The sequence below is a fragment of the Nostoc sp. WHI genome (genome assembly GCF_015714725.1).
GTDB lineage: Bacteria > Cyanobacteriota > Cyanobacteriia > Cyanobacteriales > Nostocaceae > Nostoc.
Genome location: NZ_WBKM01000390.1, coordinates 43,228 through 61,526 on the forward strand (window position 1 = coordinate 43,228; position 18,299 = coordinate 61,526).

An 18,299-nucleotide genomic window follows, 5' to 3' on the forward strand; every position below is an offset into this window, starting at 1 on the left:
AAACGCAAACTAAGGCCGTAAAAACCCTTGATAATTTTCAGCTATTCTCAACTAAGCTTGGTATGGAATATAACGAGATAGTGAATATTTAAAGGAAATATCTTAATGGATAATCCCAGTCTCGAAATTGATAAACTCCAATATCAAGTTATGACTCTAGAACGACCGAAAAAGCTCAAAATCTTGGTAGTTGACGATGAGCCAGATAATCTCGATCTGCTTTATCGCACCTTTAGACGCGACTTTAATGTTTTGAAAGCTGATAGTGGAGTCCACGCCCTACAAGTTTTGGCAACAGAAGGAGAAGTAGCGGTGATTATCTCCGATCAACGAATGCCAGAAATGAAAGGAACTGAATTCCTCAGCAAGACTGTACCTCAGTTTCCCGATACAGTAAGGATAATTCTGACTGGATTTACTGATATTGAAGACTTGGTAGAAGCGATTAACGCTGGGCAAGTCTACAAATATATTACCAAGCCTTGGGACCCAGGGGAACTGAAGGCGGTAGTACAAAGAGCAGCAGAAACCTACGATTTACTCAAGCAACGTACAGAAGAATTACGCCGTGTTCATGCTCAAATGGCACTAGTGAGTGTTTTGGTGCAGATAACTCATGCAGCTTCTAGCTTAGAGGAAACTCTCGCCCTAATTACTAGAGCTGTTAGTGAAACCTTTGGGGCCCAAGGCTGTATTCTGCAACTTCTAAATGGAAATACTCTGGTTGCAACTCAAGGAACTTACAGTGATGCAGGTGCAATAGAAAATTGGCTCTCTGAAGACACATTAACAAAAGAAGCGATCGCCACAGGGAAAATCCAATTTTGCTTTAATATACTTAAAGACACTAACTTAAATAATGCTATTCACTACCAGAACACTGGTGTGCAAGCACATTTAGTTATGCCAATTAGCTACCATAATCAACTCTTGGGCGTATTGTCACTACAGTGGAAACAACCGTGCACTTTGCGAGAAGATGAATTAAAGCTAGTTGATTTATCAGCGCAACTAGTAGCGATCGCTCTTACTATTAGTGGCTGCCATTAAACCATTGTTATAGTTGTCATTAGTCATTTGTCCTTTGTCCGTTGTCAAAAAACAATGACTAATGCCCAATGCCCAATGCCCAATGATCAATGACTAACGAAATTCAGTCCATTTTTAACCGCATTGCTCCAGTTTATGACCAGTTAAACGATTGGTTGAGTCTGGGACAGCATCGAATCTGGAAAGAAATGGCAGTGAAATGGAGTGCAGCCAAACCGGGAAATACTGCATTAGATTTGTGTTGCGGTAGTGGTGATTTAGCCCTGCGTTTGGCACGGCATGTCGGAACAACAGGACATGTGTACGGAGTGGACTTTTCCTCAAACCTGCTAGAAACTGCTAGAGAACGCTCCCAAAGGCAGTACCGCCAACCTGTTATCAACTGGGTAGAAGCCGATGTGCTAAATCTACCCTTTGATGACAACCAATTTGACGCGGCAACAATGGGCTATGGTTTAAGAAATGTTAAAGATATTACCCTTAGTCTCCAAGAGTTATACCGTGTCCTCAAGCCAAGCGCTCAAGCCGCAATTTTAGACTTTCATCGACCGAGTAATCCTTCGCTACGTGCCTTTCAACAGTGGTATCTGGACGGTTTTGTAGTGCCAGTTGCCAATCATTTAGGCTTAAAGGAAGAATATGCATACATCAGTCCCAGCTTAGACCGCTTTCCCATCGGGAAAGAGCAAGCAGAGTTAGCCCGTCAAGTTGGTTTTGCTGTTGCCACACACTACCCCATTGCGAACGATATGATGGGAGTGCTGGTAGTCAGCAAATTTTAGATTTTAGATTTGCTTTCTTCTCTACGAGACGCTCCGCGAACGTAGCGTTAGCGAGTCTACGAACGTCTTTTAGATTGGGGATTGCGGAATAGGTAATGGCTAATGGAGAATCGTTAGTAGTCAGTTAGTTAGTAGAAAAATAACTCATAACTAATAACCGCCAATTACCAAGCCCCAATCCTGAATTTCTAATCTAGAATCCAAAATCCAAAATCCAAAATCCAAAATCCTGTGGACTGGTCTCATCTTTGGCTTTATGTGTCTCCCCCGGTACTGGGTGGAATTATTGGTTATTTCACAAATGATATAGCCATAAAAATGTTGTTCCGTCCTTACCGAGCAATTTATATCGCTGGACAAAGAGTACCCTTCACCCCTGGATTGATTCCTCGCAACCAGGAACGTCTGGCTGTGAACGTTTCCGATACAATCATGGGGTCACTTCTGACACCACAAGAATTACAAAAGCTGGCAAGGCGTCTGTTGCAAACAGAACGAGTACAAGCAGCAATTATCTGGTTGTTGCAGTTGGCGATCGAACAAATCAAAACAGATAAAAACCAGAAAAGCGCCAAAATTGTGGCGGGAATTTTGCGGGATTTGATAGGGGAATCATTGCCACGATTACTCAAAGTTTTGGCGCGACGTGAAGATTTTTTAGAAGCACAGATCAATCAAATTTTTGACCAGATATTGCTGGAATTTCAACTGAGTGAAGAACAAGCAACGCGGCTTGCGGATTGGTTATTGCAAATAGTTTTACCGCCAGATATGCTGCGCCAGGCGATAGTTGATTTTTTGACCGATCGCACCATTCAAATTATTGATGAAGGCTTTCGAGAAAAAACGAGTGGTACTTATTGGGTAGTAGCAAATTTATTTGGTTTACGTAATACTCTCACCCGGCTGCGGACTTTTTGCTTGGATGAAAAGGAGACTACCAATGCTCGCTTGCAAGAATTGACTCAAGATTTGCAGATGCGCGATCGCATTAGGAAACTAATGCAAAATTTATCATTACAAAACTTGCCAATTGGCACTGTGCGACAACTGCGAAAGACCACACACGAAAGTGTCCGTCATTACGTGCAGAGCGGTGGCAGTGATTTACTACAGGGATTAACTGATTCTGTTGATTGGGAAAATATTGCTGTAGTGCTGCTGAATCGTCTTGGTACTTCATCTGTTGTAAGTACTTCTTTAGAAGTTATGAGTCAAGAGTTGGCTCTAATTTTAGAAAAGTATTTGGAAAAAGATTTAGAAGCCATTGTGACCCAGGTCATTCCGATTTTGTCGATAGATCAAGTGATAGTGGACCGGGTAAAATCAACTTCGGCGGCTGATTTAGAAGCGGCTATTGAAGGAATTGTCAAAAATGAATTGCAGGCGATTGTAACTTTAGGTGGTGTTTTGGGTTTTGTTATCGGGTTATTCCAGACAGGGTTTTTACTATTTAGTCAATATTAACTTTTGTCTTTAAATTTTTATGACCTTGCATTGAATATTTGCAGGGTGATTTTGTTGGTTGGCGTTCCATAAATGCGGGATGAATTGAGATTGTTAGCAAAAGGTAAATCTAGATTTTTTGCGCCTTTGCGCCTTTGCGCGAAACAAAATTCATCCCATTAATCAGCAACGCCTGTTGGTTTTGTAGGCTGAACAGCGTTCGATGGTTCCTGAGCCTTGTCGAAGGACTGAGCGATCGCGTAGGGTCTCGTAGAGAAGCCGAAGTCTTCCCCGTCCCTTATATTTTCGGGCAGGCAGGATGCCCACCCCACAAAAATCATCCCTATTTTATGCAACACCGAAAACTGCTGTAATAATAAGTCTTGTATCGAACATGATATTACTTACTCACGGTACCAACCCAGCCCGCAAAGCACGGACAGCAGCCTGTGTCCGGTCAGCAACACAGAGTTTATTGAGAATACCTCGAACATGAGTTTTTACAGTACCGACCGTCAAATAAAGCCTTTTGGCAATTTCTGCATTGTCACACCCACCGACAATCAACTCCAAAACATCCATTTCGCGGTGAGTTAAAGGATAGCTGACTATACTTTTTTCAACATCTGGGTCAATGCCTTCAATCAACACTCTTTTTCCTGCTACCCCTTTGCTGCCATCGGGGAAATCTTGACGTATTTGCTGTAGTACAAGGTCTGCGATCGCTGGATCGATCCATGAGCTACCTGCATGAGTCGTTCGCACAGCTTCGACTAGTTTCTCACTTTCGATATCCTTCATACAATAAGAATCTGCACCTGCTGCAAATGCTGCTAAGACTGCCTGCTCACTATTCTGCATCGTTAAAATCAGCAGCTTTGTTGTATAATCTTCATTCTCTGCTTGATATTGCCTAAATATGCGTGTTAATTCAATACCATCCATGTCAGGCAAACCAATGTCAATCGTAGCAACATCAGGCTTGAGAGTTTTCAGAAGCTTGATTCCCTCTGCTGCATTGGCTGCTTCACCAACAATGTTTAAATCTGGCTGGGTTTGCAAGGCGGCTCGTAAGCCGATTCTTGTAAGATTGTGATCTTCAATTACAAGGATCTTGATTTCACTCATAGTTGCTTAATTTTACTGCTATCTATACTAGAGTACAGATTAAAATAATCTTGTTCTTTCATTCGGGATTTTATACAAAAAGCAATGCGTTTGGTATTGTTTCTCGAACTTCATCCACCATTGGACATAAATAACCTTATCTCGTAAGTTTTTCTAAGGCAAGAGTTTCGATTACTAAATTTGCGGGGAATAGCCAAGCACTTCTTTTTTTATTTAGCCATGTCTTTAACTAAAACTGTCAAAAAAGATAAAATTCTCGTTGTCGATGATGTTTTTGACAATTTACTGGTATTAGAAGCAGTCCTAGAAGATAAGGACTATGAAATTACCTTGGTGGAAAATAGCAAAATTGCTCTAAGTATGGTTGAGGAGTCGCCGCCAGACTTAATCCTCTTAGATGTGATGATGCCAGAGATGGATGGCTATGAATTCACTCGACGCATCCGACAGAATCAGGCGTTGCCATTTATCCCCATTTTGCTCATCACGGCTCACTATGAGTCAAGCGTTGTTAAAGGACTTGATGCTGGTGCAGATGACTTCATTCGTAAACCATTCGATCCTGATGAACTAGATGCACGAGTGCGATCGCTCCTACGCCTCAAGCATAGTATCGACGAACGAGATCAAATGGCTAACCTGCGTGCAGATTTTGTCTCGCGTTTTACTCACGATTTACGCATACCCCTGGTAGCCTCTAACCGGATATTAAAATTATTGCTGGAAGGTAGGTTTTGCGAAGTCTCACCACAATTGCAAGAAATAATTGATACGATGATTGGCAGTAACCAAGACCTGCTAGAAATGGTAAATACCTTGTTAGAAGTTTATCGTCATGAGGCAGGCTGTAAAACCTTAAAAATTTTACCATGTAATATTCAAGAATTAGTTAATGAAGTTGCCCAGGAATTAACTCCTTTAGCTGAAGAAAAAGGATTAGCTGTAAGCATTGAACTGAGAGAAAAAACAACCTACAAAAGTGAAACTGCAAACACCATAATGGGCGATCGCGTAGAACTGCGGCGAGTTTTAACAAATATCATCGGCAATGCCATTAAATTTACAGATCAAGGTTCTATAAATATTCACTGCCATCTTACTTTAGCGGCTATGAATATTGATATCCAAGATACAGGTCCGGGAATTTCTAAACAAGACCAAGCAATTTTATTCGAGCGATTTCGCCAAGGTAAACATCAGCGTTCTGGTAGTGGTTTAGGACTATATCTATCTCGTTGCATTATTGAAGCACATCAAGGCACAATTGATGTAATATCTGAGCCAGGGCAAGGTAGTACATTTACTATACGTTTACCTGTGGCTGGCGAAAACTAGAAGTTCTCCTTTGGATAGGCGGTAGGAGTGCACATCTATCGTCTGTGTCAATTTTAAATAAAACCTTTTGCAAATCTCTTTTCCAAGTTCTAAGAAGGAAACACTCTTTATTGCGGTTCTGCGGCTAATAAAGCAATACGGGTTAGATAAAATAATTTACTTATTAATAATCTCTATGGAGATGCGAAACATGCAGGCGAAATCTCTAAATATGTATTCTTGGTTTCCAGTTCAATCAAAAATAAAATAGTGTTTACAGGCAAAACCTGTAAACACTAAAACACAAAAGAATAATAAAGCTAAATCTAGTCTATAGCTTTCTTAACTTCATCTTTGACGTTTTCAGCGCTATGGCGAATTTGAGCTTCAACTTGTTTAGCTTTACCTTCAGCTTTATCATTGGGGTCGCCAGTTACTTCGCCAATTGTCTCTTGCACTTTCCCTTCAACGTTTTTAGCAACAGCTTTTGCTCTATCTTCGATACTCATAATATTATGCTCCTAAATTTGTTCACTAATTACTATTTATTGCTTGCCAACTTAGGCGTTGCAATGTTTATAGAATACTTTCTAGATAACTTTTATATCTTCTATCTATAGATGTTTTTATGGAAAATATTTTTGTTCGTTATAGATAGTTTTTTAAAGGCTAAATTCATCTTTAAGAGTTAAATTAATATCCGAAAGATGGAAAGGAATTATTCTATTGCTCTATCTGAAGATGAAATCATTTACTACCTAAGGTAGACAGTGGTGAATTATCTGACAGGATAAAAAATCATGAGATACAGCCAGCTTCAACCTTTTGCTGTAGCTCCAAAGATAGAAAGTATTTATACTATTAATTCTTAATAATTCAAGTAAGGTAAAAAATATAACCGCCGTATTAGCAGCAACAATGCTTGTATAAGATTATTGTTTAATCTTTTGAGAATATACGTAGGAGAGTCATAAAACAAAACCTCGTTTCTAGCCTCTGACTGGAAATACACCTCATTGGGCTGCTGCCGCCAGTCAACAAAAGGAGCCTCCTAAGCTAAAACACATCTAATTTGCATATTTTGATTTTATCAAAATCTTGCGGGGTGGGCAGCATTCGATGGTTCCTGAGCAGTTCGGCAAGCTCACTGTATCACCTTGTCGTACCCCCAACGGGGAAGTAAGCTACGCGTAGCGCCCCGCAGGGAAGGACTGAGCGCTCACGCCGAAATCTTATCCGCCCTGATTATGCAACTTAAATGCCGATTAGCTTATTAACACCAGTAATTGTAGATGTGAAATAAACACACCAAATATATTATTGTTACTAACTTATATATTTATCGTTACAGATGACCTTGGGAACATTAAAATGATGTCTAAAGATTTTTGATATTAGTTCTTCAGATAGATCAGGAATTTTGCAGATAAATTTTAATATGGAATAGTCAAAAGCAAACAAACGACTTTTTCACAAAGGAGAAATTTTATGGGTAACATCATAGCTTGGTTGGTTTTGGGTTTAATTGCAGGTGCGTTAGCTAAGTTATTTTATCCAGGAACTCAAGGTGGCGGTATTCTCTCCACCATTATATTAGGAATTCTTGGGGCTGTAGTCGGGGGTTATTTGGGTCAAACATTCTTAGGAAGTGGTGCAGCAGCAGGAGCATCCGTAGGAGCTTTCTCACTTGGAAGCATTTTATTTGCAGTTCTTGGTGCTATGCTATTAATTTTCCTTTGGGGTTTAGTAACTCGTCGCGCTGCGTAATTTCCTCAGTTGATTTAACAATTTGGGGAATCCTTTCTAGTCAATAGAACCAGTAAAATGACGTTAGAAAAAGAGCGAGAGTTTGTAAGCATTTTTGCTAAATGCTCATACGCACAATTGGCATTTCAGGAGCTAAAAACTGCTGATTTTCCAATACCCAAAGTTTCTGTAATTGCACGGAATCCAGAAGAACAAGATGATATTGCTAGTGTGGAAGTAAAAAAGCATACTAGCAATACATCAAAGCTCGGTTAGTGGTGGTGCTTTGGGTACATATAGCAGTCCTAAATGAACATAAATAGTATGCCGATTGGCATACGTGATTCATAATAATTCTGAATTTTATCTGTTCTGTTTAAATATGAAATCGGATTGCTATAGTTAAACCTCAAAGTTAATTTGAAGAGGTTTGACAACATACTTTTATTGTGTATATTCGTAAAAGTTTATAGGATAAGCATATTACTTTTCCTATAAATTACATACTAATATGAGCAGAAATTACCTTTTGAAACCTCATTTTTTCACATAAATACCAATTTAATTAATGATTGCAACAGATCCTTGCATAGAGACGCGATAAATCGCCTTTCTACAGATGGTCTATTTTTCGTATTCTTTGCTTTATTTTGCTATCCAGCCTTTTTGTCAGCCTTAAAAGTTGTCTAATCATCACAATAGAACATTGAAGGCTCCTTGAATTACTTAATATCCTTAAAACGCTTTTTGATTACTAAAAAAATATTATATTAAACTTATATTTCAAAAATAGATATTTAATTATTTTCCGTAAAATTCAATTAAAATATAATCCGGTTGTTTGTTTTAAAGCACGTTATACTATCTAAGAATTTGCTGTTAATTCCAGCGCAAAAATATTATTGTTATAAAAATTTCTATTGTAAATAAACTTTGCAAAAGTAGTCGAGTATGACTTGAAAAATCATTAGGTATATTTCAAAGAAACATAATAGCAATAGAAATCATTTAAGTAACTATCCTAAATAATGTTGAATAATGTTGAAACGTTTGAAGATTGGAACCAAGATTGGAGTTAGTTTTGCCCTGAGTTTGGCAACTCTTACTACTATTGGTATAATCTTCTACCAAAACACTAATGAACTAATTAAAACTTCACAGAAGGAAAAACATACTTATCAGGTGATCAGTCAGCTTGAAGACCTTAACTTGCAACTGACAAATGCTGAGACTGGACAACGCGGTTACATTATTACTGGAGAACAACGCTATTTAGAACCTTATAACGCTGCCGTTAATCTAGTAGATTCAAAAGTAAGAGAACTTGAGCGATTAACAGCAGATAATCCTAAGCAACAGCAGCGACTAGATATTTTGCAGCCACTAATTGCTAACAAACTGGCTGAACTTCAACAAACTATTGACTTGCGCCAGAACCAAAGCTTTGAAGCTTCTCAGAAGGTTGTTCTGACAGATCAGGGCAAGCGATTGATGAGTGAAATCCGCAAGGTAATCCTGGCGATGGAAAACGAGGAGAATGTACTTCTAAAGCAGCGTTCTAAAGAAGCACAAGCAGCTGCCCAGCAAACGATCGCTAATATTTTCTTTAGTATTCCCCTATTTTTTGTGATCTTGGTTGTGATTGGATTCTCCCTAACCCGACATATTTCAGTACCACTGAAGCAAGTTTCTGATTTAGCAGAAAAAATGGCAGATGGGGATTTATCAGTTACTTTACCAGACAGCGATCGCCAGGATGAAATTGGTGTGTTGTCGCGCACTTTCAACCAAATGATTGTTAATTTGCGATACACAACTCAAAAAAATGAAGAGCAAAATTGGCTAAAATCTAACTTGGCTGAGTTTACCCAGATGCTTCAAGGGCATCGGAATCTAGAAAGTGTGACTCGCCTAATCTTGTCGAAACTGGCGCCGTTGGTTGGGGCGTCGCAGGGCGTTTTTTATGTAATGAACTCAATAGATGACGAGCCTGTATTAAAGTTGTTGAGTAGTTATGCTTACAAAGAGCGCAAAAACGTAGCAAATCAGTTTCGCTTTGGCGAAGGACTAGTGGGACAATGCGCCCTAGAAAAAAAAAGAATTCTCCTAACAGAAGTTCCCAGTGACTATATCCGCATTAGTTCTGGCTTGGGAGAAGCTCCACCTCTGAATATTATTGTGTTGCCTATACTGTTTGAGATGCAAGTGAGTGCTGTAATTGAACTTGCTTCTTTTAAGACTTTCAACGATTTGCATCTGAAATTTTTAGAGCAATTCAGTGAAATCGTTGGTGTATTTTTAAATAACATCACCTCACAATTGCAAACTCAGCAACTACTTGAAGAGTCTGTTGCTTTAACAGAGGAACAGCAAAGCCAGCAACAAGAACTCCAACAGAGCAATCAACTCCTAGCAAAGCAGACGCAAGAGTTGAAGGAATCACAATTTCTTCTGAAGGAATCTAACGAAGAATTGCAGCAACTAAATGAAGAGCTAGAAGAAAAAGCTGAATTGTTAGAAGTACAAAATTGGGAAGTTGCTCGTAAGAACGAGGAAGTTGAGCAGGCGAAGCAGGCTTTAGAAGAAAAAGCTGAACAACTGGCGTTGTCTTCCAAATATAAATCGGAATTTCTAGCGAATATGTCCCACGAGTTACGGACACCGCTAAATAGCCTGTTAATCTTAGCAAGCCTGCTAGCAGATAACTCTGGAAGCAACTTGACCGACAAACAGGTAAAATACAGCCAAACTATTTACTCTGCTGGCACCGATCTGCTGGAGTTGATCAATGACATTCTAGATTTGGCAAAAATTGAGTCGGGTACTATGTCGCTCAATATTGAACAAATCGTTTTTACAGATTTGCAGTTATCTCTAGAGCAAACTTTCCGTCAAGTTGCCGACAATAAAGAACTCAGTTTTACTATTAAACTGGATGATAAATTACCTTCGTTAATTTATAGCGACTCTAAACGCCTGCAACAAGTGCTAAAGAATCTACTAGCTAACGCCTTTAAGTTTACTGAACAGGGAGGCGTGAAGTTACAAATTAGCATGGCAATTGAGCCAGACCAAGCTGATAATCCCATGATTGCTTTTGCAGTCAGCGACACGGGCATTGGCATTTCAGTCGAAAAGCAGAAGGTTATTTTTGAAGCATTTCAGCAAGCAGATGGCACAACTAGCCGCAAGTACGGGGGAACTGGCTTGGGCTTGTCCATCAGTCGCGAGTTAGCTCAATTTTTGGGGGGGAGAATTGAGCTAGTCAGCCAAGCAGGGCAGGGAAGCACATTCATCTTCTACTTGCCCACGCTACAAGGAGAGAGGGGTATAAACACTCTCACCATACTACCTTCTGAGCCAACCACCTCCGTATCTTTACAGGCAAGTAGACCTACGTCTGTGGATGCCTCTTCATCAGCGAAAGTGCTTCCTACCTTCCCCAACGAAATCCCAGATGACCGAGAAACAATTCAACCGGGCGATCGCATTTTACTTGTAATTGAGGATGACGATAAATTTGCCAGCATCTTATTAGATATGGCACGTCAGCAGGGCTTTAAAACAATCGTTGCTTTACAGAGCAAACAAGGTTTAGCACTGGCACAACAATTTGAGCCAGATGCAATTATGCTCGATATCCATATACCAGAGATGGATGGTTGGACGGTGCTGGATCGTCTGAAGCATAACCCAGATACCAGACACATACCAGTACATATACTCTCTGTTGATGACAAACAGCAACGAGGATTACAGCTAGGAGCAATCACTTATCTACAAAAACCCATTTCTCCAGAAGCAATAACTCAAGTATTGACTGAGATTAAAGGCTTTATTGAGCGTCAGGTAAAAAATCTTTTAGTGGTAGAAGATGACCCTGTACAAGCCCAGAGTATTATCGAATTAATTGGTAATGGCGATGTTCAGAGTACAGCAGTGGGTACGGGGACAGAAGCACTGCTCGTTTTGCGATCGCATCACTTTGATTGTATGGTACTGGATCTAGGTCTGCCCGATATGAGCGGGTTTGCACTGATTGAGCAGATAAAGCAAGAATCCAGGCTCTCGAAACTACCAATCATCGTTTACACAGGTAAAGAACTTAGCCGACAAGAAGAAACCCAATTGCGGGGACTGGCAGAGACAATTATTATTAAAAATGTGCGATCGCCAGAGCGGTTATTAGACGAAACTGCGCTGTTTTTGCATCGGGTGCAAGCAAATTTGCCCCCACCGAAGCGTCAAATGCTAGAGCAACTACATCAAAACGATCCGGTGCTAGCTAATCGGAAAATTCTGATTATAGATGATGACCTCCGAAATATCTTTGCCATCACCAGCTTTTTAGAACGTTATCAAATGCAAGTGCTGTTTGCCGAAAATGGCAGAGATGGCATAGACAAGCTGCAAGCTAATCCTGACATTAATATAGTTTTGATGGATATAATGATGCCAGAAATGGATGGTTATGAAACCACCCGCGCCATCCGCCTGCAACAACAGTTTCACTCACTACCAATTATTGCTTTAACTGCCAAAGCCATGCCAGGCGATCGAGAAAAGTGCATCGAAGCTGGAGCCTCTGACTACATTACCAAACCTGTAGATACCGAGCAACTACTTTCACTACTCCGGGTTTGGCTGTATCGTTAAGGGAGTCAGCAATGGGGAAGAATGTCAAAACAATAGCAATGACAGAAAACTCACTTCGGTCATAAAATAATTTATGGAACTTCTCATTTTTTAGCCAGAGGGCTTGATTTTATATAACTTTTTAGGTTCCCTCTCTAGATAAAACCTCTTTCTCTCGGTCGATAGTTGTACTTACATTAGCATGATTGATATGTTTAAAATATGGCATTAGCAAGACAAGACTCCCTAAATCCATCAGTAATTCCTCCAGAAACGTTGGCAGAAAAATATATTGAAGCGGAGCGTTTACATGATATTCAGCTATTACTGCAAAACTTGTTTAACAGTGAAGAAGCCACTGTTAAATTAATTCTGGATTGTCTTTACGATATTGGCTCAGTCAACCTAATCAACCAAAAGCTTCGCTCACAACCTTTTAACAGGGTGATGAAATTAATTGCCAGAATGTCCAAACCAGTTTTTAGAGTCTTCGCCTTAAATTGGTTTAAGAAAAACTGTCCACAACTGATTACTAATTGGCTACACTCGCAGGTCGCTTTTAGAAATACCCAAAATAGACCCCAAGAAGTAGCTATCGAAGTTGCACAAGTTGAATTATATCCTGTAACACAAACAGAAACTTTGAACCAAGAGATTAAAAATCTCCGCTATCAAGTCAGATGGCTAGCTGGAATTTCAATAATAGCGATCGCTGTTTTAGGAGTAACAGCCACTTGGCTAAACTAAAACACATAAATAAGACCTTGATCAAATTTTATAAATCTAGTAAGCCTATTTTAGGTATAAAATTCACTTGGATTCTAAAAACCTTACCAGCCTAAAATTTTAATAATCGAAATGATCAAAAGCCCAGCATCATTATTTACAAAAGCTCATTCATAGGTGGGGTAATAATACGAAATTACCGTCTTCTCTACGAGACGCTCCGCGAACGTAGCGGGGACTATATCATTATGAATTACGAATTACGAATTACGAATTACGAATTACGAATTATTATGACTTTGCTCAAACCTACTTTGGAGGATATCGAAATACATCTACTACTAGAAGGGGTGTATCAATACTACGGTTATGACTTCCGAAATTATGCTCTTTCCTCACTCAAGCGCCGTATTCATGGCTTCATGCAGTTAGAAGGGTTAGCCAATGTTTCTGCATTACAAGAGCGGTTACTCCACAACCGTGTACATCTGGAACGATTTTTGCTTTGTCTGACGGTGAATGTAACATCAATGTTTCGTGACCCTAGCTTTTATAACACCTTCAGAAATAAAGTTATCCCTGTCTTACAAACCTATCCGTTTATTCGCATCTGGCACGCTGGATGTTCAACCGGTGAAGAAGTCTACTCAATGGCAATTTTACTGCAAGAAGAAGGACTTTACCACCGTTGCCGCATATATGCCACTGATACGAACGAGAAGGTATTACAAAATGCCAAAAGTGGTATTTTCTCCCTGAAACTGATGCAGGAATATACTCAGCTTTACCTGAAAGCAGGCGGCAAGAGGTCATTTTCAGAATATTATACAGCAGCTTATGATAACGCTATTTTTCGAGCATCTCTAAGAGAAAATATTGTTTTTGCCCAGCATAATTTAGCAACTGATAGCTCTTTTAATGAGTTTAATGTTATTCTTTGCCGTAACGTCCTCATATATTTCAATCAGGTACTTCAAAAGCGGGTAAATGAACTCTTTTATAATAGCCTCTGCACTTTTGGTATCTTGGGTTTAGGACGACAAGAATCGCTCAGGTTCACTCCCTATGAGCAGCAGTATGAAGAGATAGTCAAGGGTGAGAAACTATATAAAAAAATAGGGATGTAGTAGGGGTAGTTATATCCTAAACTGCTGCTCTGAATATGTTTTCCCAAGCTTTTTTCGTTGTTGCCTCAAAACCGCGAGAGCGTCAGATTAAGCTAAGATCCTTATAAAAGCATTGAGTGTAGAGGAAAACGTTTTGACTGTAGGAGTTAACATTGGTAGTTTAATTGACTCTGATCCTGGAATTCATGGGGGTACTCCTTTGATTGCAGGCACAGGAGTTACTGTTCGTCGAATTGCAATTTGGCATAACGCGGGTCATAGCATAGAAGAAATTGCCCATGAAATAGGGCATTTAAACTTGGCGCAGGTTTATGCAGCATTAACCCATTACTACGCCAACAAAAATGAAATCGATGTGGACATTGCAGCAGATGAAGCTGAATATGATCGTCTTCTAGCGTTGCACAGATATAGCAAACAATCGTGAGTCAAATTCGTCTGTATACCGATGAGGATTCTAACCGTCGGGCAATTGTGCAAGCTTTAAGAGACAGGGGTATAGACGTAATGACCAGCTTGGAGACAAATCGATTAAGATACCCCGATGACGAGCAGCTTATATGGGCGACGGAGCAAGGTAGGGTAATATACAGCGCCAATGTGCGAGACTTTTACCGTTTGCACACCGAGTTTGTTACACGCGGACAACCTCATGCAGGTATACTGCTGATGCAGCAACAGCGGTTTTCAGTGGGTGAGCAGTTACGTGGAATCTTAGAGATGTTGGCGACGACATCAGCCGAGCAGATGCACAATCAAGTTGAATTTCTCAGTGATTGGCTTGATTGAAGTGCCAGAGGCTTGCAGAATTTGGTTGACATGTAATCTGATCAAAATGTCATTAACATTACAATTCTCAATTGCTTCCTGAATTTCTGTAGGAATATTAGATAAAAAATTATACTCAGTTTACGGTAAATTACACATTAAAGTCTTAAAGGAGATTGTCGATGCAACTTCTCGAATGTCCTCCTGTTGCAGTCATTGCTGGAGAAAATGCGGTTCACGTTTCTCAATTACCTCCTACATGGCAAGACATTGCTAAAGGAGCCACGAGTGTCGGACTTTCCCATCCCCAAAGCTATGTTGAGATGGCGCAGCTGTTCCTATACAAATTAGAGCATGGTGACGTTGACTTGTTTAGCGATCGCCCCCAACTAGCTCACTTGATACCGTCATTCTCTCAGCTATTTGCACAACTGGCATGGGAAACCCTGAACTTTTTTGGGCAAGACTTTCTCAAACACAGCTATCCAAACTTTGCAGAAATTCTCCGTGATGTGGAGTCAAAGGGAATCGAGTTTGCTGATGAAGTAAAAGTGGCTCGCATTGGCATAGATTTATTTAATGAGTTTGGTTATGAACTACCTGCCAGCTTTTATCATGTGCATTTAGCACCAATTTACCGCGATCATGTTTTTGAAGAACGCGCCTTGCGATTTGATCAGCGCGATATCGAACACAAACGCGCTTGGGATGCCATACTCCATGCAGGTAAGGTGTTTGCTATTCAGATGAAGGTGCAAAGTATTGCTTCCAAATATGGTTTTACTTATCAACACGGTTGCGGTTGCAACTCTCATCTATCTTCCATTGATGTATCTCGTGGGGCGTTTGAATATGAATTGAGTCCCGAAAAGCGCCAGCGATGGATTCGCAGTTTCATTTGGACTGCTTGGTATGAGTATGCCTTTTTTGCGATCGTGCCTAATACAAGTTACTTGGTTTAACGCCTCGCGCCTAGAAGCCTTGTTAAGGTAATTCGTAATTGATAATGACGCTCGATAGCCTTCGCGCAGTGTCTCGTAGAGAAGTGAGAGCGTCTGACTCGCTAACGTAATTCGTAATTACAATCACTGGTAGATCCTAACTCTCGGCTGATTGAAGACCACTGAATTACGAATTACGAATTACGAATTACGAATTATTTTAATTGGGTTTGGTTGCTGGCTTTAATTGTGTTGGCTGGCCAAGACTGCGGAAGTAAATACCGCCTACAATCACCCAAAAGAGGAGATACCCTATAGCCTGGACTAGATACAGTTTTTGAGTATAGCCAAATAAGGTTTTCAGCAAAATCCCCGGAAACTGGCGATCAGGTAAGATGGTTGAGAAATCCCAAATCTGAGAACCCAAAAGACAAGATGTATTACCTTGTCCGCAAAGGCCTAAGACTTCAGGGTTGATTTGGCTAAAGGCGATCGCAGCTGCATCAAGATGGCGTAGCATAGAAATCACCAACCCAGAGACAATCAGCAGCAAGAACACGCCCATTACTTGGAAAAACTGACTCAAGTTGATCCGAATGCTCCACTTAAAAAGCAGCATCCCGATGACAACCGCTACAGCTAGTCCTCCGAAAGCCCCTAAAACTGGTGTTAAACCTTCTTGAAACTTAGCGACGATAAACAAAGCAGTTTCTAAGCCTTCCCGAAACACGGCAATAAAAACTAAGCTGAAAATTGCCCAAGCTGGGCGGTTATCTTCACCCAAGGCAGTTTTGACGGAACCTTGAATCTCGGCTTTGAGAAATCGCGCTTGTCGTGTCATCCAGATTAACATCCAACTGAGCATTGCGATCGCGATCGCCCCTAATCCAACCTCAAACAATTGCTTGAAGACTGGCGCATAAAGCTGATCAGATGTCTGCAATCCCTGTAGCCCTACATGAATTAGTAAACCAATTACAAAACTCGCTAGGATACCGCTTAGAACTCCTAAGTAAACCCAACGCTGCAATTTTTGTTGTTGAGCTTGCTGTAAACAGGCGAAGACAATTCCCACAACTAAAGCGGCTTCGACACCTTCTCGCAGGGTAATAAAAAAGGTAGGTAATGCAGCACTCCAACTCATCATAAATTAAATTGCTTCCGTGGCAGATGTTTCTTGTAAGTTGACTGTAACAGTTTCTTTACTTTTACTTGAGCGGATTTTTCTTGCTCTGAGTGATAGACTTATGCCCGTGTATTTCTTCAGTATTAACCAATCCCTAATTCCTTTTACTCCAAAACTTGTCGTAATTCCTCAATAGTATACTCGGAACTATTTTTGCCCCATGCCCTAGCATTTAGTTATGAGATGAACGAAATAGATGACTATGTTCGGGATGATATAAACGCGATCGCCCTGTTGCTGGCGAGAGGGCTGGACTGATTATATAAAGTGTAGTGCGAATTAGTTTTTCTTTATGAGTACAGTCTGCCATTTGATTCAGGGGGACAACCTTGATTTTTTCATCGGGCCAGCCGATACGAAAGCAAATCGCAATGGGGGTTTCGGCTGGATAGTGTTCGAGTAGTTTGGCTTGGGCATTTTCGACATGACGTGCACTGAGATATAAGCAAAGGCTAGCCTGATGTGCCGCAAGAGTGGCTAATTCTTCAGTGGCGGGGACTTCTGTACGGCCGCTGATGCGTGTCAAAATGATGGTTTGGACTAAACCAGGGACAGTCAGTTCTACTTTGAGTTTGGCAGCTGCGGCTTGAAAGGCGCTGATACCAGGTATAACTTCAAAAGGAATATTTGCCTCTGCTAGGAGGTGCATTTGCTCGTGGATGGCACTGTAGAGACTGGGATCGCCGGAATGAAGACGGATAACAGATTTTTGCGATCGCACCCTATCGATCATAATCGGCAAAATCTCTTCTAAAGTCTGATTCGCAGTCCTAATTATCTCCGCATCTTCTCGGCAAAGTTCTAAAATCTCTTCAGGTATTAAAGAATCAGCAAATAAAATCACATCACCAACAGCCAGTAGTTTATGAGCTTTAACCGTTAATAAATCAGGATCTCCTGGGCCTGCTCCCACAATGTACACAGATGGTTCTACAGCATATAGTGTTTTTTTATAGCTTAGGTTCTCTGTATATTCACTTTTAGAAGAACACACGGTAATCCCTCAAAAAATTGTTTTAGTATTTTCTCAGTATCTTTCCGGATTTACCCTCTTTCCCTAGTAGAGAGTAATGGTAGATGCACCCTGGTTAAGCCCTAGAGAATACTCTGGGGCATTTTTTTTTGGGCATTGAGCATTGGAAATAGGGTATGAGTCTTTGAACTCCGTTAATGAGCCTTTGAACTCCGTTAACGAGTCTTTGATACTCGTGAATGAGTCTTTGAACTCCGTTAACGAGTCTTTGATACTCGTGAATGAGTCTTTGATACTCGTGAATGAGTCTTTGAACTCCGTGAATGAGTCTTTGATACTCGTGAATGAGTCTTTGAACTCCGTTAACGAGTCTTTGATACTCGTGAATGAGTCTTTGATACTCGTGAATGAGTCTTTGATACTCGTGAATGAGTCTTTGATACTCGTGAATGAGTCTTTGATACTCGTGAATGAGTC

At 40.4% G+C, this 18,299-nt stretch carries 17 protein-coding genes; 13 read left to right on the forward strand and 4 right to left on the reverse strand.

Going from position 1 to position 18,299, the window contains the following annotated elements; all coding sequences use genetic code 11:
• Positions 1 to 105 precede the first annotated feature (105 nt).
• The 3 genes from F8S12_RS40055 to F8S12_RS40065 all read left to right on the forward strand — a co-directional run bounded on the left by F8S12_RS40055 (position 106) and on the right by F8S12_RS40065 (position 3,299).
• Entirely contained in the window at positions 106 to 1,050 is a 945-nt protein-coding gene (locus F8S12_RS40055) for a response regulator (RefSeq protein ID WP_196521817.1), read from the forward strand.
• Between the two features lie 89 nt (positions 1,051 to 1,139).
• Positions 1,140 to 1,832, forward strand: a complete 693-nt coding sequence (gene ubiE / locus F8S12_RS40060) for a bifunctional demethylmenaquinone methyltransferase/2-methoxy-6-polyprenyl-1,4-benzoquinol methylase UbiE (protein WP_196521818.1) — start codon at positions 1,140 to 1,142, stop codon at positions 1,830 to 1,832.
• A gap of 231 nt (positions 1,833 to 2,063) precedes the next feature.
• Complete coding sequence (locus F8S12_RS40065) at positions 2,064 to 3,299, forward strand: DUF445 domain-containing protein (protein WP_196521819.1); 1,236 nt, start codon at positions 2,064 to 2,066, stop codon at positions 3,297 to 3,299.
• Between the two features lie 387 nt (positions 3,300 to 3,686).
• Here F8S12_RS40065 and F8S12_RS40070 read toward each other — a convergent pair whose 3' ends face one another.
• Positions 3,687 to 4,406 (reverse strand): response regulator, encoded by a 720-nt coding sequence (locus tag F8S12_RS40070; RefSeq protein ID WP_196521820.1) that lies wholly within the window; start codon positions 4,404 to 4,406, stop codon positions 3,687 to 3,689.
• Between the two features lie 219 nt (positions 4,407 to 4,625).
• Between F8S12_RS40070 and F8S12_RS40075 the strand changes: the two genes are divergently transcribed.
• Positions 4,626 to 5,741 carry a hybrid sensor histidine kinase/response regulator gene (locus tag F8S12_RS40075; protein ID WP_196521821.1) on the forward strand — a complete coding sequence of 372 codons (1,116 nt, stop codon included), beginning with the start codon at positions 4,626 to 4,628 and terminating at the stop codon, positions 5,739 to 5,741.
• A 305-nt stretch (positions 5,742 to 6,046) separates the two neighbouring features.
• Here the strand turns inward: F8S12_RS40075 and F8S12_RS40080 are convergent, their stop codons facing one another.
• Positions 6,047 to 6,229, reverse strand: a complete 183-nt coding sequence (locus tag F8S12_RS40080; protein WP_196521822.1) for a CsbD family protein — start codon at positions 6,227 to 6,229, stop codon at positions 6,047 to 6,049.
• A 979-nt stretch (positions 6,230 to 7,208) separates the two neighbouring features.
• Here F8S12_RS40080 and F8S12_RS40085 point away from each other — a divergent pair.
• The 8 genes from F8S12_RS40085 to F8S12_RS40120 all read left to right on the forward strand — a co-directional run bounded on the left by F8S12_RS40085 (position 7,209) and on the right by F8S12_RS40120 (position 15,684).
• Entirely contained in the window at positions 7,209 to 7,487 is a 279-nt protein-coding gene (locus F8S12_RS40085; protein ID WP_196521823.1) for a GlsB/YeaQ/YmgE family stress response membrane protein, read from the forward strand.
• A 57-nt stretch (positions 7,488 to 7,544) separates the two neighbouring features.
• A complete protein-coding gene (locus tag F8S12_RS40090; protein ID WP_196521824.1) occupies positions 7,545 to 7,742 on the forward strand; it encodes a hypothetical protein in 198 nt (65 codons plus the stop codon).
• Between the two features lie 762 nt (positions 7,743 to 8,504).
• Positions 8,505 to 12,122 carry a response regulator gene (locus F8S12_RS40095; protein WP_196521825.1) on the forward strand — a complete coding sequence of 1,206 codons (3,618 nt, stop codon included), beginning with the start codon at positions 8,505 to 8,507 and terminating at the stop codon, positions 12,120 to 12,122.
• Positions 12,123 to 12,323: 201 nt separating this feature from the next.
• Positions 12,324 to 12,848, forward strand: coding sequence for a hypothetical protein (locus F8S12_RS40100; RefSeq protein ID WP_196521826.1), 525 nt, complete (start codon positions 12,324 to 12,326; stop codon positions 12,846 to 12,848).
• A 272-nt stretch (positions 12,849 to 13,120) separates the two neighbouring features.
• Complete coding sequence (locus F8S12_RS40105) at positions 13,121 to 13,954, forward strand: CheR family methyltransferase (RefSeq protein WP_196521833.1); 834 nt, start codon at positions 13,121 to 13,123, stop codon at positions 13,952 to 13,954.
• Between the two features lie 133 nt (positions 13,955 to 14,087).
• A complete protein-coding gene (locus F8S12_RS40110; protein WP_196521827.1) occupies positions 14,088 to 14,381 on the forward strand; it encodes a DUF433 domain-containing protein in 294 nt (97 codons plus the stop codon).
• Positions 14,378 to 14,743: a DUF5615 family PIN-like protein gene (locus F8S12_RS40115; protein ID WP_196521828.1), complete on the forward strand. Its 366-nt coding sequence runs from the start codon at positions 14,378 to 14,380 to the stop codon at positions 14,741 to 14,743. Before F8S12_RS40110 ends, F8S12_RS40115 begins: the two co-directional genes overlap by 4 nt.
• A gap of 161 nt (positions 14,744 to 14,904) precedes the next feature.
• Positions 14,905 to 15,684 (forward strand): hypothetical protein, encoded by a 780-nt coding sequence (locus F8S12_RS40120; protein WP_196521829.1) that lies wholly within the window; start codon positions 14,905 to 14,907, stop codon positions 15,682 to 15,684.
• Positions 15,685 to 15,883: 199 nt separating this feature from the next.
• Here F8S12_RS40120 and F8S12_RS40125 read toward each other — a convergent pair whose 3' ends face one another.
• Positions 15,884 to 16,810, reverse strand: coding sequence for an FTR1 family iron permease (locus tag F8S12_RS40125; RefSeq protein ID WP_442946856.1), 927 nt, complete (start codon positions 16,808 to 16,810; stop codon positions 15,884 to 15,886).
• 211 nt (positions 16,811 to 17,021) lie between these two features.
• Complete coding sequence (gene cobM / locus F8S12_RS40130) at positions 17,022 to 17,843, reverse strand: precorrin-4 C(11)-methyltransferase (RefSeq protein WP_331001499.1); 822 nt, start codon at positions 17,841 to 17,843, stop codon at positions 17,022 to 17,024.
• A 142-nt stretch (positions 17,844 to 17,985) separates the two neighbouring features.
• Between cobM and F8S12_RS40135 the strand changes: the two genes are divergently transcribed.
• The coding region (locus F8S12_RS40135) for a hypothetical protein (protein WP_196521830.1) at positions 17,986 to 18,299 on the forward strand (314 nt) is incomplete at its 3' end.